The sequence below is a fragment of the Actinokineospora auranticolor genome (assembly GCF_002934265.1).
GTDB classification, from domain to species: Bacteria; Actinomycetota; Actinomycetes; order Mycobacteriales; family Pseudonocardiaceae; genus Actinokineospora; species Actinokineospora auranticolor.
The window spans coordinates 152,391-170,904 of record NZ_PTIX01000011.1; the positions used below are offsets into that span (position 1 = coordinate 152,391).

The following is an 18,514-nucleotide window of genomic DNA, read 5'->3' on the forward strand; positions in this document are numbered from 1 at the left end:
CATGTCCAGCGAGGCGAAGCTCCGCGACTACCTGAAGCGGGTCACCCACGACCTGATGCGCACCAAGCAGCAGCTGGACGAGGTCGAGCAGGCCGCCCGCGAACCGATTGCGGTAGTCGGCATGGCCTGCCGCTACCCCGGTGGCATCGCGTCGCCGGAGGACCTGTGGCGGGTGGTGGCCGACGGTGTCGACGCCATCGGTCCGTTCCCCGACGACCGGGGCTGGGACCTGGGCGCCCTCTACCACCCGGACCCGGACCACCCCGGCACCTCGTACGCCCGCGACGGCGGGTTCCTGCGCGGTGCCGACCGGTTCGACGCGGAGTTCTTCGGCATCTCCCCCCGCGAGGCGCTGACCATCGATCCGCAGCAGCGGCTGCTGCTGGAGGTCGCCTGGGAGGCCGTCGAACGCGCCGGCCTCGACCCGCTCGCGCTGCGCGGCAGCGACACCGGGGTGTTCGCGGGGGTGATGTACGACGACTACGGCTCACGGCTGCGACGGATCCCCCGCGGGTTCGAGGGGTTCATCGGCACCGGGAGCGCGGGCAGCGTGGCTTCCGGTCGGGTCGCCTTCACCCTGGGGCTGGAGGGTCCCGCGGTCACCGTAGACACCGCCTGCTCGTCGTCGCTGGTGGCCATGCACTTGGCGGGGCGGGCGCTGCGGGCGGGTGAGTGCTCGCTGGCGCTGGCGGGCGGGGTGACCGTCCTGGCGACGCCAACGCTGTTCGTCGAGTTCTCCCGCCAGCGCGGCTTGGCCCCGGACGGGCGGTGCAAGGCCTTCGGCGATGGCGCGGACGGCACCGGTTGGGGCGAGGGTGTCGGGCTCGTGGTGCTGGAACGGCTCTCCGACGCCCGTCGCCACGGGCACCGGGTGCTGGGCGTGCTGCGCGGGTCGGCGGTGAACCAGGACGGGGCCAGCGGGCGGCTCTCCGCGCCCAACGGCCCGTCCCAGGAACGGGTCATCCGCGCCGCGCTGGCCGACGCCGGGCTCGCGCCCGCCGCCGTGGACCTGGTGGAGGCGCACGGCACGGGCACCCGGCTCGGCGACCCGATCGAGGCGCGGGCGCTGCTGAGGACCTACGGCCGCGACCGCCAGGACGGGCACCCGCTGTGGCTGGGCTCGCTGAAGTCCAACATCGGGCACGCCCAGGCCGCGGCGGGTGTCGGCGGCGTGATCAAGGTCTTGATGGCCATGCGGCACACGACCCTGCCCCGCACCCTGCACGCCGACCGGCCGACCTCCCTGGTCGACTGGTCGGCGGGGGCGGTGTCGCCGCTGACCGAATCCCGCCCGTGGCGCACCGACGGCGGGCCGATGCGGGCCGGGGTGTCCTCGTTCGGCATCAGCGGCACCAACGCGCACGTGATCGTCGAATCGGTCGAGCCGGTCGCCGACGCCCCCGAGCCGGGCACCGGACCCGAGCCGGGAACCGCGGTGGCGTGGGTGCTCGGCGCCCGCGAGCCACGGGCGCTGGCCGACCAGGCGCGCCTGCTGCTGGCCCACCTCGACGGCGATCCGGCACCGGACCCGGCGGTGGTCGGCAGGTCGCTGGCCACCACCCGGTCGCCGCTGGAGTACCGGGCGGGCGTCGTGGGCACCGACTTGGCCGAGCTGCGCTCGGGCCTGGCCGAACTGGCGGCCGGTGGGCTGCCCGAGCGCGGTGCGCTGGCTGCGGCCGTGGACCCGGGCAAACCGGTGTTCGTCTTCCCCGGGCAGGGCGCGCAGTGGGCGGGCATGGCGGTGGAGCTGCTCGACCACCCGGTGTTCGCCGAGTCGATGGCCGCCTGCGACGCCGCGCTGCGCCCGCACACCGGGTGGTCGCTGCTGGCGGAACTGCGCTCCGGCGCGGAACCCGACCGGGTCGAGGTGATCCAGCCCGCCCTGTTCGCGGTCATGGTGTCGCTGAGCGCGCTGTGGCGCCACCACGGCGTCGAGCCCGCCGCGGTCATCGGGCACTCTCAGGGCGAGATCGCCGCGGCGTGCGTGGCGGGCGCGCTGACGCTGGCGGACGCGGCGAAGGTGGTGGCCCTGCGGGCCAAGGCGCTGGTCGGGTTGCCCCGGGGCGGCGGGATGGCCGCGGTATCGCTGTCGGCGGAGGCCGCCACCGAGCGGCTGGTGGGCCGCGGTGGCCGGGTGAGCGTCGCGGCGGTCAACGGCCCGGCGTCGGTGGTGCTCTCCGGTGACGCCGACGCGCTGCGCGAGCTGGTGGCCGAGTTGGACGCGGAGGGGGTGCGCGCCCGCGTGGTGCCGGTGGACTACGCCTCGCACTCCCCGCACGTGGAGCCGGTGCGCGCGGCGGTCGTCGACGGTTTGGCGGGCATCGTCCCGGTCGATTCCACCGTGCGATTCCAGTCCACGGTGACCGGCGAGCCGGTGGACACCTCCGGCCTCGACGCCGGGTACTGGTTCACCAACCTGCGCGAGCCGGTGCTGTTCGAGCGCGGCCTGCGCGGCCTGATCGACTCGGGTCACCGCACCTTCGTCGAGGTCAGCCCGCACCCGGTGCTGACCTACAGCGTCCAGGAGGTCGCCGACCAGGCGGGCGTGGACGTCGCGGTCACCGGCACGCTGCGCCGCGGTGACGGCGGCCGCGCCCGGTTCCTCACCTCGCTGGTGGGGGCGCACGCCCGGGGCGTGCGCGTGGACCTGGCCGGGTTGTTCGGTCCGGGTCCGGTCACCGACCTGCCCACCTATGCCTTCCAGCGCTCCCGCTACTGGCTCGAGGCCGCCCCAGAGGCAGGCGACCTGGCCGCGGCGGGGCTGACCGGGACCGGGCACGCGGTCTTGGCCGCGGCGCTGACCGACGTCGACGCCGAACGGGTCGCGTTCACGGGCCGGATCTCGGCCGCCAGCCACCCCGCGCTGGCCGCGACGACGCTGGACGGCACCGCGCTGCTCCCCGCCGCCGCGCTGCTGGAGCTGGCCGTGGCCGCCGCCGAGTACACCGGCTGCGCGGGCGTCGCCGACCTCACGCAGCGCGCGCAGGTGGCGCTCCCCGGGACGGCGGCCGTTCAGGTACGCGTAACAGTCCTCGCCGAGGCCGAGGGGCGCAGGCACATCACCGTCCACGCGCGCCTGGAGGGCGCCTCGGCGTGGACCGCGGTCGCCGACGGCGCGCTGTCCACCGCGGCCGACTCGCTCGACGCGGTAGCACCCGCGCGGTGGCCACCGGAGGGGGCGCGCGCCGTGCCGGTCACGGACGTGGTCGAGCGGACCGGTCTGGAGCTGGGCGCCGAGGTCGCCGCCGCGCTGCGCGGCGTGTGGGTCGCGGGTGACCGGACGTGGGTCGAGGTCGCGGGCGACGGCGCGGACGGCTATGTCACCGACCCGGTGCTCCTCGATGCCGCCCTGCACCCGCTGCGCACGCCCGGCCGCGGGCCGGTGGCCTGGCGCGGCGCCCGGTTGGGCGCGGGTACGGGCAACCGGTGGCGGGTACTGCTCGACGGCGGCGCCGTGACCGCCTTCGCAGACGACGGCGCGGTCGTGCTCGCCGTGGCCGCGGTCGAGTTGGGCGAGGTCGAGGTGCCCCCGACCGCGCCCGCCGCCGGTGCGGGCCTGCACGTCCTGCGGTGGCACGAGGTCACCGCACCCGCGGACGACCGCGAACCGGTCGTCGTCGAGATCGCCGAGGACACCGAGCGGGCCGCGGTCCTGCGCGCGGCGGGCGCGCTGCGCGAGTTCCTGGCCGGTCCGGTCGACCGGGAACTCGTCGTGCTCACCCGGGGCGCGGTCGCGGCGACGGCGGACGACCGGGTCCACCCGCCGTCGGCCGCGGTCTGGGGCCTGGTCCGCAGCGCCCAGGCGGAGGAGCCGGGGCGTATCCGCCTGGTGGACCTGCCGCCGGGCGCTGCGACCGCGGTCCCCGGCGGCGACGAGCCGCAGCTCGCCGTGCGCGGCTCGGCGGTGTTCGCGGCCCGGCTGCGGCCCGTGGCACCCGAACCGGGTAGGGGCTGGGCGACCGGCCCGGGGCCGGTCCTGATCACCGCCGGACAGCCTGACCTGGCGGCGCTCATCGCGACGGTCCTTGCCGTCGAGCACGGTGTGCGCGCCCTCCTCGTCGTGGGTGACGCGGGTCCGGTGGCCGCCGCGGACCTGCCCGAGGGCACCGTGGTCGAGGCCGTCGACGTCGACCCGACCGACCCGGTCGCCCTGGCGGGCGTCCTCGACCTCGGCGTCACCGCGGTCGTGCACGTCCCGGCCTCGGGTACCGACAGCCCGGTCGCGACCCTCGACGACGAGCGGATCGCCGCCGTGCTGGACGCGCAGGTACGCACCGCGTGGGCGCTGCACGAGGCGTCGCTCGCGCACGACCTGGCGGAGTTCGTGCTGTGCTCCTCGGTCGCGGGGACCACCGGCGGTGCGGGCCGGGGCGCGCACGCCGCCGCGGCGAGCGCGTTGGACGCGGTGGCCGAGCACCGCCGCCGCCTCGGACTGCCCGCGCGGTCGCTGGCGTGGGGTCCGCGTGCCGACCAACCCGGCGTCGACCAGGGTCGGGCCAGGGCGGCGGGGTGGTCACCGTTGTCGGCCGAGCGGACCGCCGAGCTGTTCACCGCGGCCGGGGCCGTGGCCGCGGTGACCGTCGCGCCCGCCCCCGTGGCCATCGGCGCCCTGCGGGCGCTGGCCAGGGCGGGTGCCCTGCCCCGCGTGCTGGCGGAGCTGGCCGGATCCACGGGCGGCGGGTCCCGGCCCGGCGGATCGCTGCGCGCGGCGTTGCGCGGGCGCCCCCCGGCCGAACGGGTCGAGTTGCTCTTGGCGGCGGTGCGCGGACGGGTCGCGGCGGTACTCGGGCACGCCACCGCGGCGCGAGTGCGGCCGGACAAGGCGTTCAAGGACTTGGGCTTCGACTCGCTCACCGCGGTCGAACTGCGCAACCAACTGGCCGCGGCCACCGGCCTGGCACTGCCGACGACCCTGGCGTTCGACTACCCGAACACCCGCGCGCTGGCCGCCCACCTGGACCGCGAGTTGTCCGGGGCGGTCGCCGACCACGAGCACCGAACCGCCACGCCGGTGGACGGGTCTGCGGACGACCCGATCGCCCTGGTGTCCCTGGCGTGCCGGTTCCCCGGTGGCGCGGACACGCCGGAGAAGCTGTGGGACCTGATCGCCGAAGGCCGAGACGCCATCGGCGGGTTCCCCACCGACCGGGGATGGGACCTCGACGCGCTGTACCACCCGGACCCCGACCACCCGGGGACCAGCTATGCGCGGTCGGGCGGGTTCCTGCACGAGGCCGCCGGGTTCGACCCGGGTTTCTTCGGCATCAACCAGCGCGAGGCCACGGCCATGGACCCGCAGCAGCGGTTGCTGCTGGAGACCGCGTGGGAGGCACTGGAGCGGCTGGTCGGCGACCCGACGGCACTGCGCGGCAGCCGCACCGGGGTCTACCTGGGCATGGTCGGCAGCGACTACGGGTCGCGGTTGCACGAGGTACCCCCCGACCTGGAGGGCTACGTCGGCACCGGAGGCGCCGACAGCGTCGCCTCCGGCCGGATCAACTACTTCTTCGGGTTCGAGGGTCCCGCGGTCAGCGTGGCGACGGCGTGCTCCTCGTCGCTGGTCGCGCTGCACCTGGCGGCGCGGGCGGTGCGAGCGGGTGAGTGCGACCTGGCCCTGGCGGGCGGGGCCACGGTGCTGGCCGGACCGGACCTGTTCGTGTGGTTCTCCCGCCAGCGCGGGCTGTCGGCGGACGGGCGGTGCCGGGCGTTCGCCGACGGCGCGGACGGCACCGGCTTCGCCGAGGGTGTCGGCCTGGTCGCGGTCGAGCGGCTCTCCCGGGCGCGGGAACTGGGGCACCCGGTGCTGGCGGTGCTGCGCGGCAGCGCGGTGAACTCCGACGGGGCCTCCAACGGCCTCACGGCCCCCAACGGCCCCGCCCAGCAGCGGGTCATCCGCGCCGCCCTCGCCGACGCCGGGCTGACCCCCTCGGACGTGGACCTGGTGGAGGCGCACGGCACCGGGACGGCGCTCGGCGACCCGATCGAGGGGCGGGCCATCGCCGCCGTCTACGGGCGCGACCGGTCCGGCCCGCTGTGGTTGGGGTCGTTGAAGTCCAACATCGGGCACACCAACGCGGCGGCGGGCATCGCGGGCGTGCTGAAGGCCGTGCTCGCGCTGCGCCACGAGACGCTGCCGCGGACGCTGCACGCCGAGACCCCGACGCCGCACGTCGACTGGTCGGACGACGGGGTGCGGCTGCTCACCGAGGCGCGACCGTGGCCCCGCGGTGACCGGCCGCGGCGCGCGGCGGTGTCGGCCTTCGGCATCAGCGGCACCAACGCGCACGTCGTGCTCGAAGAGGGCGACGCCCCGGCCGCGCCCGCCGACACCGGCGGGCCCGCGGCGCCGTGGGTGCTCTCCGCGCGCTCCCCGGCCGCGCTGCGCGCCCAGGCCGCGCGGTTGCTGCCGGTGGTCGCGGACCTGCCGGCCACTGCTGTCGGGCGCGAGCTGAACCGCCGGACCCGGTTCACCCACCGGGTGGCGGTCGCCGACGCCGCGGCCCTGGCCGCGCTGGCGGCGGACACCGAGCACCCGGGTGTGCACTTCGGCCGACCGAGGTCCGGGCGGATCGCGTTCGCGTACTCCGGGCAGGGCAGCCAGTACGCGGGCATGGCGCGCGGCCTGCGCGCGGCCGACCCGGTGTTCGCCGCCGCTTTCGACGCGGTGTGCGCGGCCATCGACCCGCACCTGGACCGACCGCTGGCCGAGGTCGTCCACGCCGAGTCGGGTGCGGTGCTCGACCGCACCGAGTACACCCAGCCCGCCCTGTTCGCCGTGCAGGTCGCGCTGACCGAGGCACTGCGGGCCCGGGGCGTGCGACCGGACGTGCTGCTCGGGCACTCGCTGGGCGAGATCACCGCCGCGCACGTGGCCGGGGCACTGACGCTGCCCGACGCGGCCACCCTCGTGGCCGCGCGCGCCCGCTGCATGCAGGCCGCCACCCCGGGCGGGGCGATGGCCGCCATCGGCGCCACCGCCGACGAGGTGCGGGCCCACCTGGTCGACGGAGTGGGGATCGCCGCGGTGAACAACGCCGCGAGCACGGTGATCAGCGGGGATCGCGGTGCCGTGCTGGAGGTCGTCGCGGTCTTCCGGGAGCGGGGGACCCGGACCACCGAGTTGCGCACCAGCCACGCCTTCCACTCCCACCACATGGAGCCCGCACTGGCCCCGTTCCGCGCGGTGGCCGAGCGGGTGCCCTGGCGGGAGCCCACCATCCCGGTGATCGGCAACCGCACCGGCGCGCCGGTGCGCCGCTTCGACGCCGACCACTGGACCGAGCACCTGCGCGGCACGGTCCGCTTCCAGGACGGCGTGCGGCACGCGGTCGACCTGGGCGCCGAGGTGTTCGTCGAGGTCACCCCGCACCCGTCGCTGACCGCGCACCTCCCGGCGGGCGCCGCGGTGGCGCACACCCTGCACCGCGACCGGCCCGACGCCGAAGCGCTGGCCGATGCGCTGGCCCGCCTGGACGTCGCGGGCGTCCCGGTGGACTGGTCGGCGCACTACCCGGCCGACTCCGCCCGCGCCGCGCTGCCGACCTACCCGTTCGAGCGCACCCGGCTGTGGCTGTCGCCCGCGCGCCCCGCGGGCGACGTGGCCGCGGTCGGTCTGGACCCGGTCGCGCACCCCGTCCTCGCCGCTGCGGTCGACCTGCCCGGCGGTGTGGTCATGACCGGCTCGCTCAGCGCGCACCGACAACCGTGGGCGGCGGACGCGTCCGCCCTGGCGGCGCTGCCGGTCGACCTCGCCCTCGTCGCGGGGGCCCGGGTCGGCGCCCCGGCACTGGACTCCTTGGAGTTGGTCGGCCCACCGCCCGCAGCGAGTGGGGGCCGGGTCCGGGTCCGGGTCCGGGTCGACCCGGGCGGCCCGGACGGCCCGGACGGCGGCCGCCCCGTCCAGATCGACACGGCGCGGGCGGCGGGGCCGTGGGAGGTGTGGGCAACCGGCACTTTGTCCACTGTGGATATAACGGACGGCGGCGGGGTCCCCGGCGCGGCGGCGGCACGGGTGGAGGTCACCGGGCCCGGGGTGGACGCCGCGGCCCACGCCGTGCACCCGGTGCTGCTGGCGGAAGCGGTGCGGGCGGTGACGGGCCCCGCAGTGGCACCGCTGGCCTGGCACGGGGTCCACGCGCACACCGCGGGCGCGGGCGCGGTGACCGTGACGACCGGCGGCGACGAGGTCGCGGCGGCGGGAGACGGCGCGCACCTGATCGGCTTGCGGCTGCACGACCCGGCGGGCGATCCCGTGCTCACCGCAGCGCGGGTGCGCCTCGGCACACCCCCCACCGCGCTCGGCGGCCCGCCGCTGCACACCGTGCTGTGGGAGCGGATCCCGCTGGGCCCCGTCGCGGGACCGGTAGCGCGCCTGCGCCCGGACCACGACCCGGCCGTCCCGCCACCGGCGGGGACCGCGGCGGCCGTCGTCGAGTTCGAGTCGACCGCGGACCCGGTGGCGGGGGCGCACGCGGCCGCCGCGCGCGCCTTGGCGCTGGTGCGCGGCTGGCACCACGGCGTGCCGCTGGTCCTGGTGACCAGGGGCGCGGTCGGTACCGGGGACCACGACCCGGTGCGGGACGTGGGCCTGGCCCCGGTCTGGGGCCTGGTGCGCTCGGCTCAGGCCGAACACCCGGGCCGGTTCGTCTTGGTCGATACCGACGGCGCCGACACCGCCCTGGTGGCCGCGGCGGTGGCCACGGGCGAATCGGAGGTCGCGCTGCGCTCGGGTGCCGCGCACGTGCCGCGCCTGCGCCCCGTGCCCGCAGGCGGCGGCGAACCGGCACCGCTGTCCGGGACGATCCTGCTCACCGGCGGGACCGGTGGAGTCGGCGCCGACCTCGCCCGGCACCTGGTGACCGTGCGCGGCGCGCGGAGGCTGGTGCTGGCGAGCAGGCGCGGGGCCGCCGCGCCGGGGGCGGCCGACCTGGTGGCCGACCTGACCGAACTGGGCGCGGATGTGCGGCTCGTGGCCTGTGACGCGGCCGACCGGGACGCGCTGGCCACGCTGCTGAGCGAGATCGACGACCTGACCGCCGTGGTGCACCTGGCGGGCGTGCTCGACGACGGGCTGGTGTCGTCGTTGACGCCCGCGCGGCTCGCGGCGGTGCTGCGCCCCAAGGTGGACGCCGCGTGGCACCTGCACGAACTGACCCGAGGGGTCGACCTGACCGAATTCGTGCTGTTCTCCTCGCTGGCGGGGACGCTGGGCGGCGCGGGGCAGGCGAACTACGCCGCGGCCAACACCTTCCTCGACGCGCTCGCCGGTCACCGGGCCGCGCTCGGCCTGCCCGCCACCGCGACCACCTGGGGACCCTGGGCGAACGGCGGCATGGCCGGGGACCTGGGCGCGGTGGACCGTGCCCGCTTGGCCCGCGGCGGGCTCGTCCCGCTGGACACCGCCACCGGCATGGCGCTGTTCGACGCGGCCGCGGCGGCGGGGCCTGCCGTGGTCGCCACCGCCGCGTTCGACCTCGCGGCGCTGCGTAGCGCGGCGTCGGCGGGCGAGCTTCCCTCGGCGCTGCGCGGGCTGGTCCCGACCACACCCGGACGAGCCGCGCGCCCGCCCGAGGCCGAGCTGTCCGCGCGGCTGCGCGGGCTGCCGCCGCAACGGCGGGCGAACGCGCTGCTCGACGCGCTGCTGGCGCGGGTCGGCGGCGTGCTGGGACGCGACGGCGCCGACCAGGTCGACCCCGACGCCGCCTTCACCGACCTGGGTTTCGACTCGCTGACCGCGGTCGAACTGCGCAACCGGCTCGGGAACGACACCGGCTTGGACCTGCCGACGACCCTGGTGTTCGAGTACCCCACGCCACGCGCGCTGGCCACGCACCTGGTCGACGTGCTGGGCGGCGTGCCGGACGCGACCACCGACGGCCTCGCCCCCGAGGCGGTGCTGGCGTGGCTGGGCTCGGCCACCGCGCGGGCCGCCGAGCTGGCGGGCACCGAGGTGGGCGCCCGCTTGGTGGCCCTGGCCGAGCGGCTCGCCGACGTGGGCCGCGCCGACCTCGACACCGAACTGCTCACCGCCACCGACGACGAACTCTTCGCCGCGCTCGACGAGGAGATCACCCGCGCGGACACCGACCCGCTGATCAGGGAGCGCTGAACGATGGTCACCCCGGATTCCCCGGCCACGCAGGACAAGCTGCGGGCGTACCTCCGGCGCGCCACCGCCGACCTGCGGGCGGCCAACCGCAAGCTCGCCGAGGAGCGCGGCCGGGGGCGCGAGCCCATCGCCGTGGTGTCCGCCGGGTGCCGGTTGCCCGCCGGGATCGCCGACCCCGAGGCGCTGTGGGACGTGCTCGCCGCCGGGCGGGACGTCGTCGGCCCCTTCCCCACCGACCGCGGGTGGGACGTCGACGGACTCTACGACCCGGAGCCGGGGCTGCCGGACCGCAGCTACGTCCGGGAGGGCGGGTTCCTGGCCGACGCGGCCGGGTTCGACCCGGCGTTCTTCGGGGTCGGTCCGCACGAGGCGGCGGCGATGGACCCGCAGCAGCGGCTGCTGCTGGAGACCTCATGGGAGGCGCTGGAACGCGCGGGGATCGACCCCTGGTCGCTGCGCGGCAGCCGGACCGGCGTGTTCATCGGCATGTCCGCCCCGCGCTACGCCCCCGACCGGGCCGAGATCCCGCCGGAACTCGACGACCACGTGATGACCGGCAACGCCGCGAGCATCGCCTCCGGCCGGTTGTCCTACCTGCTGGGCCTCGAAGGCCCGTCGCTGACGCTGGACACGGCCTGCTCCTCGGCGCTGGTCGCGCTGCACCTGGCGGCCCAGTCGATCCGGGCGGGCGAGTGCGATCTGGCGCTGGCGGGCGGCGCCACCGTGCTGACCTCCCCCGAGCTGTTCGTGTGGTTCTCCCGCCAGCGCGGCCTGGCGCCGGACGGGCGCTGCAAGGCGTTCTCCGCGCGGGCCGACGGGACTGGCTGGGCGGAGGGCGTCGTGGTGGTCGCGGTGGAGACGTTGGCGCGAGCGAGGCAACGGGGGCACCCGGTACTCGGCGTGCTGCGCGGCAGCGCGGTCAACTCCGACGGCGCCTCCAACGGCCTCACCGCACCGAGCGGCCCCGCCCAGCGCCGGGTGATCGCCCAGGCACTGGCCGAGGCCGGGCTCACCGCCGCCGACGTCGACCTGCTGGAGGCGCACGGCACCGGCACGGTGCTCGGCGACCCGATCGAGGCGCGGGCGGTGCACGAGGCCTACGGCAGCGACCGACCGGACGACCGGCCGCTCTGGCTGGGCTCGATCAAGTCCAACCTCGGCCACACCCAGGCCGCCGCCGGAGGCGCCGGGCTGCTGAAGGCGCTGCTGGCCTTCGCCAACGACACGATGCCCGCCACCCTGCACGCCGACGAGCCCACCCCGCACGCCGACTGGTCGACCGGTCGGGTGCGGCTGCTCACCCGGGCCCGGCCGTGGCCGCGCGGCGACCGGCCGCGCCGCGCGGCGGTCTCCGCCTTCGGCATCAGCGGTACCAACGCGCACGTCGTGCTGGAGGAGCCGCCTGCCGCACCCGAGGTGGGCCCCGCGCCGGAACCCGCCGGGGTGGTGCCCTGGGTGTTGTCCGCGCGCACGCCGGACGCGGTGCGCGAGCAGGCCGAGCGGCTGCTGGCCTACCTGGACCGGGAGCCGGGCGCGGACCCGGTCGCGGTCGGGCGGGCGCTGGCCGCGCGGACCGGGTTCGCGCGGCGCGCGGTCGTCCTCGGCACCTCGACGCAGGAACTGCGGGCCGGGCTCGACGCGGTGGCGCACGGGCGGCGCTCGCGCCGGGTGGTCGCGGGCGCGGCCGACCCGGGCGGACTCGCCTTCGTCTACTCCGGACAGGGCAGCCAGCACCCGGGGATGGGGCGGGGACTCTACGCCGCCGAACCGGCGTACCGCGACGAGCTGGACCGCGTGTGCGCCGAACTCGACCGCCACCTGGACCGCCCGCTGCTGCCGCTGATCCTCGGCGAACCGGACGCGCCGCGGGGTGGACCGCTCGACCGAACCACCTACACCCAGCCCGCCCTGTTCGCCGTGCAAACTGCGCTCACCGCGCTGCTGCGCGAGCGCGGCGTCACCCCGGACGTCCTCTTGGGACACTCCGTCGGTGAGCTCACGGCCGCACACGCGGCAGGCGTGCTGGACCTCGCGGACACCGCCGCGCTGATCTCGGCCCGGGCCCGGTACATGGCCGCCGCGACCCGCGGCGGGTCGATGGTGGCGGTCGACGCCGCCGAGGACGAGGTGCGGGCGGTGCTGCCCGCCGGGGTGGCGGTCGCCGCGGTCAACAACGAGCGCGGCACCGTCGTCAGCGGCGACCGGGCCGCAGTAGCCGAGGTGCGCGCGCACTTCGCCGACCGGCGGGTGCGCACCGCGGAACTGGTGACCAGCCACGCCTTCCACTCCCACCACATGGACGCGGCCCTGGCACCGTTCCGCGCGTTCGCCGACCGCCTGACCTACCACCGCCCCCGCCTGCCGATCGTCTCCAACCGCACGGGGGCCGTCTTGGACGACCTCGGCGCCGACCACTGGGTCGCGCACATCCGCGACACCGTCCGGTTCCACCAGGGCGTCGCGCACGCACGCGACGCGCTCGGCGTGACCGCCTGGCTGGAGGTCGGCCCGCACCCGGCGCTGTCACCGCACCTGGTCAACACCCTGCCCCGGGACGCGGCCGTGGCCTGCGCCCTGCACCGGGGACAAGCCGACGACACGGCGTTGACCACCGCGCTCGCCCGGCTGGCGACCGCGGGCGTGCCCGTCGACTGGTCGTGGCGCCTGGACCCACCCGGGGTGTATCCGGCCGCCCCGGTGCCACCCCTGCCGACCTACCCGTTCCAGCGCACCCGGCACTGGCTGCACCGCCGTGCCCGCCCCACCGACCGTGACGGGTCCCCCGTCGCCGCGAGCGGCGCGGCGCAGGAGCGGCGCCACCCGGAGCGGGAGCCGCGGTTGTCCGCGGCGGCGGGCACGGAACGGGTCGCGATCCTGCTCGATCTGGTCCGGGCGGAGAGCGCGGACGTGCTCGGCCACGACACCCCCGAGGCCATCGATCCGCGGGACAGCCTGCTCGAGGCCGGGCTGTCCTCGCTGACCGCACTGGAAGTGCGCAACCGGCTCTGCGACGCCACCGGGCTGCTGCTGCCGCCCACGGTCATCTTCGACCACCCCACACCCCGCCTGCTCGCCGAGTTCCTCGACGGCGAGCTGGCCGCCGCGGGCTGAGCCCCGGCACCACCCCCACCACCCTCACGGAGGACCACCTTGCGAGTCGGACTCGGCTACCTGAACATGGCACCCGCGGGCGATGCCGCCACCACCGCCGCGTCGCACGCCGACCTGTTCCACGACGTGCGCTGGGCCCAGGACAAGGGCTTCGCGGGCATCTGGATCACCGAGCACCACTTCTCCACCTACAGCCTGACCTCGGCACCGCTGCTGCTGCTGGCCAAGGCGTCCGCGATCGCGCCGGGACTGCGGCTGGGCACGTCGATCGTCGTGCTGCCGTTCTGGGACCCGGTGCGCCTGGCCACCGACGCGCTCACCCTCGACGCGCTGACCGGGGGGCGGTTCGACCTCGGGATCGGGCGCGGGTACCAGCCACATGAGTTCCTCGCTTTCGGCAAGCAGGTCACGCAGAACCGCGCCCTGTTCGAGGAGGCCCTGGAGGTGATCATGCGGGTGTTCACCACCGAGGACTTCACCTTCGAGGGCGAGCACTTCCGCGTGGACGCGCCGATGACCGTGCTGCCGCGGCCGACGCAGACCCCCCACCCGCCGGTGTGGATGGCGGCCACCAGCCGCGAGTCGCTGCGCACCGCGGTGCGCCGCGGGTTCAACCCGATGCTGCCCGCGGTGACCACGCTGCCGGAGATCCACGAGCGCAGGCGGTGGATCCTCGAGGAGGGCGGCGACCTGGACCGGGTGGAGTTCCAGGTGAACCGGTTCGTCTACTGCGGTGAGGACGCGGAGAGCCGCGAGTTGGTGGTCCGCGAGATCGCCCGGCAGCTGATGACCTCGGCGGGCCTGACCCGGGGTGTCCACCCGGTGCGCGGGACCGCGGTGACCCCGGACGAACTCGACCCGGCGTACCTGGAGAAGGCCCGCGGGCTGTTGGTCAGCGGCTCGTCCGACGAAGTGGTGGCCAGGTTCCGGGAGCTGGTGGACGCGGGCATCACCTACGTCATCGCGGGCTTCAACTTCGGCTACCTGCCGAAGGAGGTCGCGCTGCGCTCGATGGAGACCTTCGCGAGCGAGGTGCTGCCGCACGTCGACCGGCTGTCGCCGCAGACCGTGGCGGGCTGAGCCGTGCGGGTGCGCGTCGACGGTGACGGGACGGCCAGCGTGCTCGACCCCGACGACCTGGGGCGCTTCGCGGTCGAGGTCCCGGAGGGCCTCGACCTGGGTGTGGTCGGTGCGGCGCTGGCCGGTCGGGTGCGGTTCGACTCAGCCGAGCTGGCCTGGGTCGACCAGGCGTGGCTGCGCGCGACGGGCGGCTTCGACACCGCCGAGCGGGCGGGCGGGTTCACCGCGATGGTCGCCGCGGCGACCAAGCGCGGGTGGGTGGACCGCGGCAGCGGCGACATCGCGGGCCACGTCCACAGGATACCGGGAGGCGCGCGGTGACCGTCGAACGCACGGGCACCGCTGCGGGCACCCCGGACCGGTCCGCCGAGCGCGGCGGGTCGGTGGCCCTGCTGCTGATCGTGGCCTGCCAGTTGTCGGTGGTGCTCGACACCGGGGCGGTCAACGTCGCGCTGCCGACCATCCGCGACGCGCTCGGCTTCACCACGACCACCGCGGCCTGGGTGATCAACGCCGAGCTGATCGGGCTGGGTGGGCTGATGCTCGTCGGGGGCCGCGCGGGCGACCTGTTCGGGCGGCGCGCGGTGTTCCGCGCGGGTGCGGGGCTGTTCGCGCTCGGCGCGCTGCTGGGTGGCTTGGCCCCGACCGCGTGGTGGTTGGTCGCCGCCAGGGCGGTGCAGGGGGTCGGCGCCGCCCTGGCCACACCCAGCGGCCTGGCGCTGCTGGTCACCGCGTTCCCCGGCCGGGCCAGGCCGCGGGCGTTGGGCGTCTACGCATCCGTGTCGGGGATCGGCGGCGCCGTGGGCCTGATCGCGGGCGGGCTGCTCACCACGATCGGGGCTTGGCGGTGGACGCTGCTGCTCACGGTGCCCATCGGGCTGGCGGTGGTGGTCCTCGCGCCCCGGTTCCTGCCCGCGCCCGCCAAGCGCCGGGTCCGGCTCGACCTCACCGGTGCGCTGCTGTCGTCGCTGGGCATGGTGGCGTTGACCTACGGGTTGATCCGGGCCGCGGCGGCGGGCTGGGGCGATGCCCAGACCGTGATGGCGTTCGCCGCGGCCGTGGCGCTGCTGGCGGTGTTCCCGTTCGCGCAGGCCCGCGCCGCGGACCCGCTGCTGCCGCCGCGCCTGCTGGCCGACCGCACCCGCGCGGGGGCCTACGCGGTGCTGCTGCTGCTCGCCGCGACGGTGTTGAGCCAGTTCTTCTTCCTGGTCCAGTTCCTGCGGGACCTGCGGGGGCTCTCGCCGCTGGCGACCGGCGCGGCGTTCCTACCGATGTCGCTGTCGACGTTCTTGTGCGCCCGGGCCGCCGGGGCACTGGCCCGCCGGTGGGACCTGCGCCACCTGATGATCACCGGCGCGGGCGCCACCGCCGCCGCCATGCTCTGGCTGACCGGGGTGGACACCGGCACCGGCTACCTCACCGGCCTCCTCGGCCCGCTGGTGCTGTTCGGCGTGGGGCTGGGCGTGTTGCTGGTCGCCGCCACCGCAGCGGGGGTGTCCGGTGTGGCGCCCGAGCACTCCGGTACGGCGTCGAGCCTGGTGCACGTGTCGCAGCGCCTCGGTGGCGGGGTCGGGTTGGCGCTGCTGGTGACGGTCTTCGGCACCGCGGTGCGGGCGGCGGGCGCCGAGGGCGCGGACCGGGCAGCGGCGCTGGCCCGCGGCTACTCGGCGGCGTTCACCGCGGGCTTGGTGTTCACCGCGCTCGCGCTGCTGATCGCGGTGTTCGTCGTGCGCCCGCTGCCACCCGCGTGAGCCCGCGACGGCGGACGGACGAAGTGGTGCTGCTGGTCGACCGCGCCCTGGTGCGCGGCGACGGGCCGGAGGTGGTGGGGGCCGCGATCGCGGTGCGCGGCGGGGTGATCACCGCGATCGGCGGCGCTCGGGACGTGCTGGCCGACCACCGGGGCGGCACGGTCCTCGACCACCGCGGCCACACCGCGCTGCCCGGGTTCGTCGACGCGCACGTGCACCTGGTGTTCGACGGGGGCCCGGACCCGGTCGGGGCGGTGCGGGCGGCCGATCCGCGCGCCCTGGCCGCGGCCTCGGCCGCGCGCGCGGAGACCCTGGTGCGCCACGGGGTGACCACCGCCCGCGACCTGGGCGACCGGGACGGGATCGTGCGCGGGGTGCGCGACGGGATCAACGCGGGGCGCCTGCTCGGGCCACGACTGCTCACGGCGGGCAGCCCGATCACCCCCACCGGTGGGCACTGCTGGTTCCTCGGTGGTGTCGCCGACGGCGTCGAGCAGGTGCGCGCCGCAGTCCTGGCCCGGGTGGCCGAGGGCGCGGACCTGGTCAAGGTGATGGCCACGGGCGGCACGCTGACCCCGGGTGGCCCACCGAACTGGGCCTCCCAGTACGGCGTGGCCGAACTGCGCGCCGCCGTCGACGTCGCGCACGCGCACGGGTTACCGGTCGCCGCGCACGCGCACGGCTTGGCGGGCGTGGCCGACGCGATCGCCGCGGGGGTCGACACGATCGAGCACTGCACCCTGCCCGCCGGGCCGGACACCGACGCGTCGCCCGCGCGGGCCGACGCGGTGCTGCGCGCGGCGGCGAAGGCCGGGATCGGCGTGTGCCCGACCCTGCACGGCGGGCTGGCGGACCTGCCGGAACTGCTCGCCGCGCCGGGGTTCCACGCCCTGGTCGCGCGGATCGGCCGGATGCGGCGGTGGGGCGTACCGCTGCTGGCGGGCACCGACGCGGGCGTACCCGGCGCGGCGTTCGACCGGTTCGCCGGGTCGCTGCGCTGGTTCACCGAGGCCGGGCTGACCGCCCCGGAAGTCCTGCGGTTGGCCACATCGGACACCGCGGCCGCGGTCGGGGTCGGCGACCGCACCGGCGCCTTGGCCGTCGGACTCGACGCGGACATCGTCGTCGTCGCCGACGACCCGCGCGCAAATTTGTCCACATTGGATGAACCGATCCTGGTCCTCAGCCGCGGCAGGGTGGTCACCGGGCAAGCGTGAACCGGGGACATCCGGTGTGGACAATTGCCCGAGAGCACCGGATCCCCTTGTCGGACAACGATCCGAAGCGGATATGGTGGAGATCGAGAACGGTCGACCTGCCGAACGCACACCGGTTCGCCCCAGCCCGGCGCCACCACGGGAACGCGACCGAGCGAACAACCAACCGAACGACGAGGAGTCCCCACATGGCCGGAACCGGCGCGGTCGCGCCCGTTTCCCCGCACCTGTCCGTGCTCGACGTCGTTCCGGTGTGGTCCGACAGCGACGCGGTCACCTCGCTGCGGAACGCGGTGGCGCTGGCGGAGGAGGTGGAGCGGTTGGGCTACCGGCGCTACTGGGCCGCCGAGCACCACAACACCCCGAGCCTGGCGACGTCCGCGCCCGCCGTGCTCGCGGGCAGGCTCGCGGCGGCGACCACGGACCTGCGCGTCGGCTCCGGCGGCGTGTTGCTGCCGCACCACTCGCCGCTGGCCGTCGCCGAGCAGTTCGCCACCCTGGAGGCGCTGCACCCCGGCCGGGTCGACCTGGGCATCGGGCGCGCCGCGGGCAGCGACGCCAACACGGCCCGGGCACTGGGCGGCCTGCTGCTGCACGGTCCGGAAACCTTCCCGGACCGGCTCGCCGACCTGCGGACCTACCTGGACACCCCGGCGCGGGACGCGTCGCCGCGGACCATCGCCGCGCTGCCGTCCCCGCCGGGGGTGCCGTGGCTGTGCCTGCTGGGGGCCAGCACCACCAGCGCGGCGGCCGCCGCCGAACTGGGCCTGCCCTACGCCTTCGCCCACCAGTTGGCACCGCACCTGGCCGAGGCCGCGCTGGCGACCTACCACGAGCGGTTCCGCCCGTCGCCGCGACAGCGCGAGCCGTACGCCATCCTCTCCGCGATGGTCATCGTCGGGGAGACCGACGAGCACGCGCGCGAGATCGCGCAGCCGTACCTCGTGCGCAAGCTCCGCATCCAGGCGGGGGACTTCTACGGGCTGTACCCGTCGCGCGCCGAGGCGGCGGCGCACCGGTTCGACGGCACCGAGCGCGCCTGGGCGGAGGAGCACTACGAGCGGCAGCTGTTCGGCGGCCCGCAGCGGGTGGCCGCGCTGGTATCGGACCTGCTGGCGCGCACCGGCGCGGCGGAGCTGATGGGTATCACCCTGGTGCCCGAGCACACCGAACGGGTCGCGTCCTACGCGCGGTTGGCCCGGGCGGTGCGCCCGACGAGGGCGGCGGCGCACCGGTAGCGCCACCAC

Annotated in this window: 6 protein-coding genes and 1 pseudogene; all 7 read left to right on the forward strand. The window is 76.4% G+C overall.

Annotated features, from left to right (window positions below; translation table 11 throughout):
• The first annotated feature begins 1 nt into the window (after window position 1).
• Window positions 2-10,108 carry a type I polyketide synthase gene (locus CLV40_RS20870; protein WP_104480639.1) on the forward strand — a complete coding sequence of 3,369 codons (10,107 nt, stop codon included), beginning with the start codon at window positions 2-4 and terminating at the stop codon, window positions 10,106-10,108.
• Window positions 10,109-10,228: 120 nt separating this feature from the next.
• A pseudogene (locus CLV40_RS20875) lies at window positions 10,229-13,219 on the forward strand (type I polyketide synthase); the annotation flags it as partial.
• A 39-nt stretch (window positions 13,220-13,258) separates the two neighbouring features.
• A complete protein-coding gene (locus tag CLV40_RS20880) occupies window positions 13,259-14,299 on the forward strand; it encodes an LLM class flavin-dependent oxidoreductase (protein ID WP_104480641.1) in 1,041 nt (346 codons plus the stop codon).
• Window positions 14,300-14,302: 3 nt separating this feature from the next.
• Window positions 14,303-14,620, forward strand: coding sequence for a hypothetical protein (locus CLV40_RS38155; protein WP_181043629.1), 318 nt, complete (start codon window positions 14,303-14,305; stop codon window positions 14,618-14,620).
• Entirely contained in the window at window positions 14,617-16,050 is a 1,434-nt protein-coding gene (locus CLV40_RS20885) for an MFS transporter (protein WP_181043630.1), read from the forward strand. The genes CLV40_RS38155 and CLV40_RS20885 overlap by 4 nt, the downstream gene beginning before the upstream one ends.
• 26 nt (window positions 16,051-16,076) lie before the next feature.
• A complete protein-coding gene (locus tag CLV40_RS20890) occupies window positions 16,077-17,267 on the forward strand; it encodes a metal-dependent hydrolase family protein (RefSeq protein ID WP_146108141.1) in 1,191 nt (396 codons plus the stop codon).
• Between the two features lie 188 nt (window positions 17,268-17,455).
• Window positions 17,456-18,505, forward strand: a complete 1,050-nt coding sequence (locus CLV40_RS20895) for an LLM class flavin-dependent oxidoreductase (protein WP_104480644.1) — start codon at window positions 17,456-17,458, stop codon at window positions 18,503-18,505.
• The last annotated feature ends 9 nt before the right edge of the window (window positions 18,506-18,514 follow it).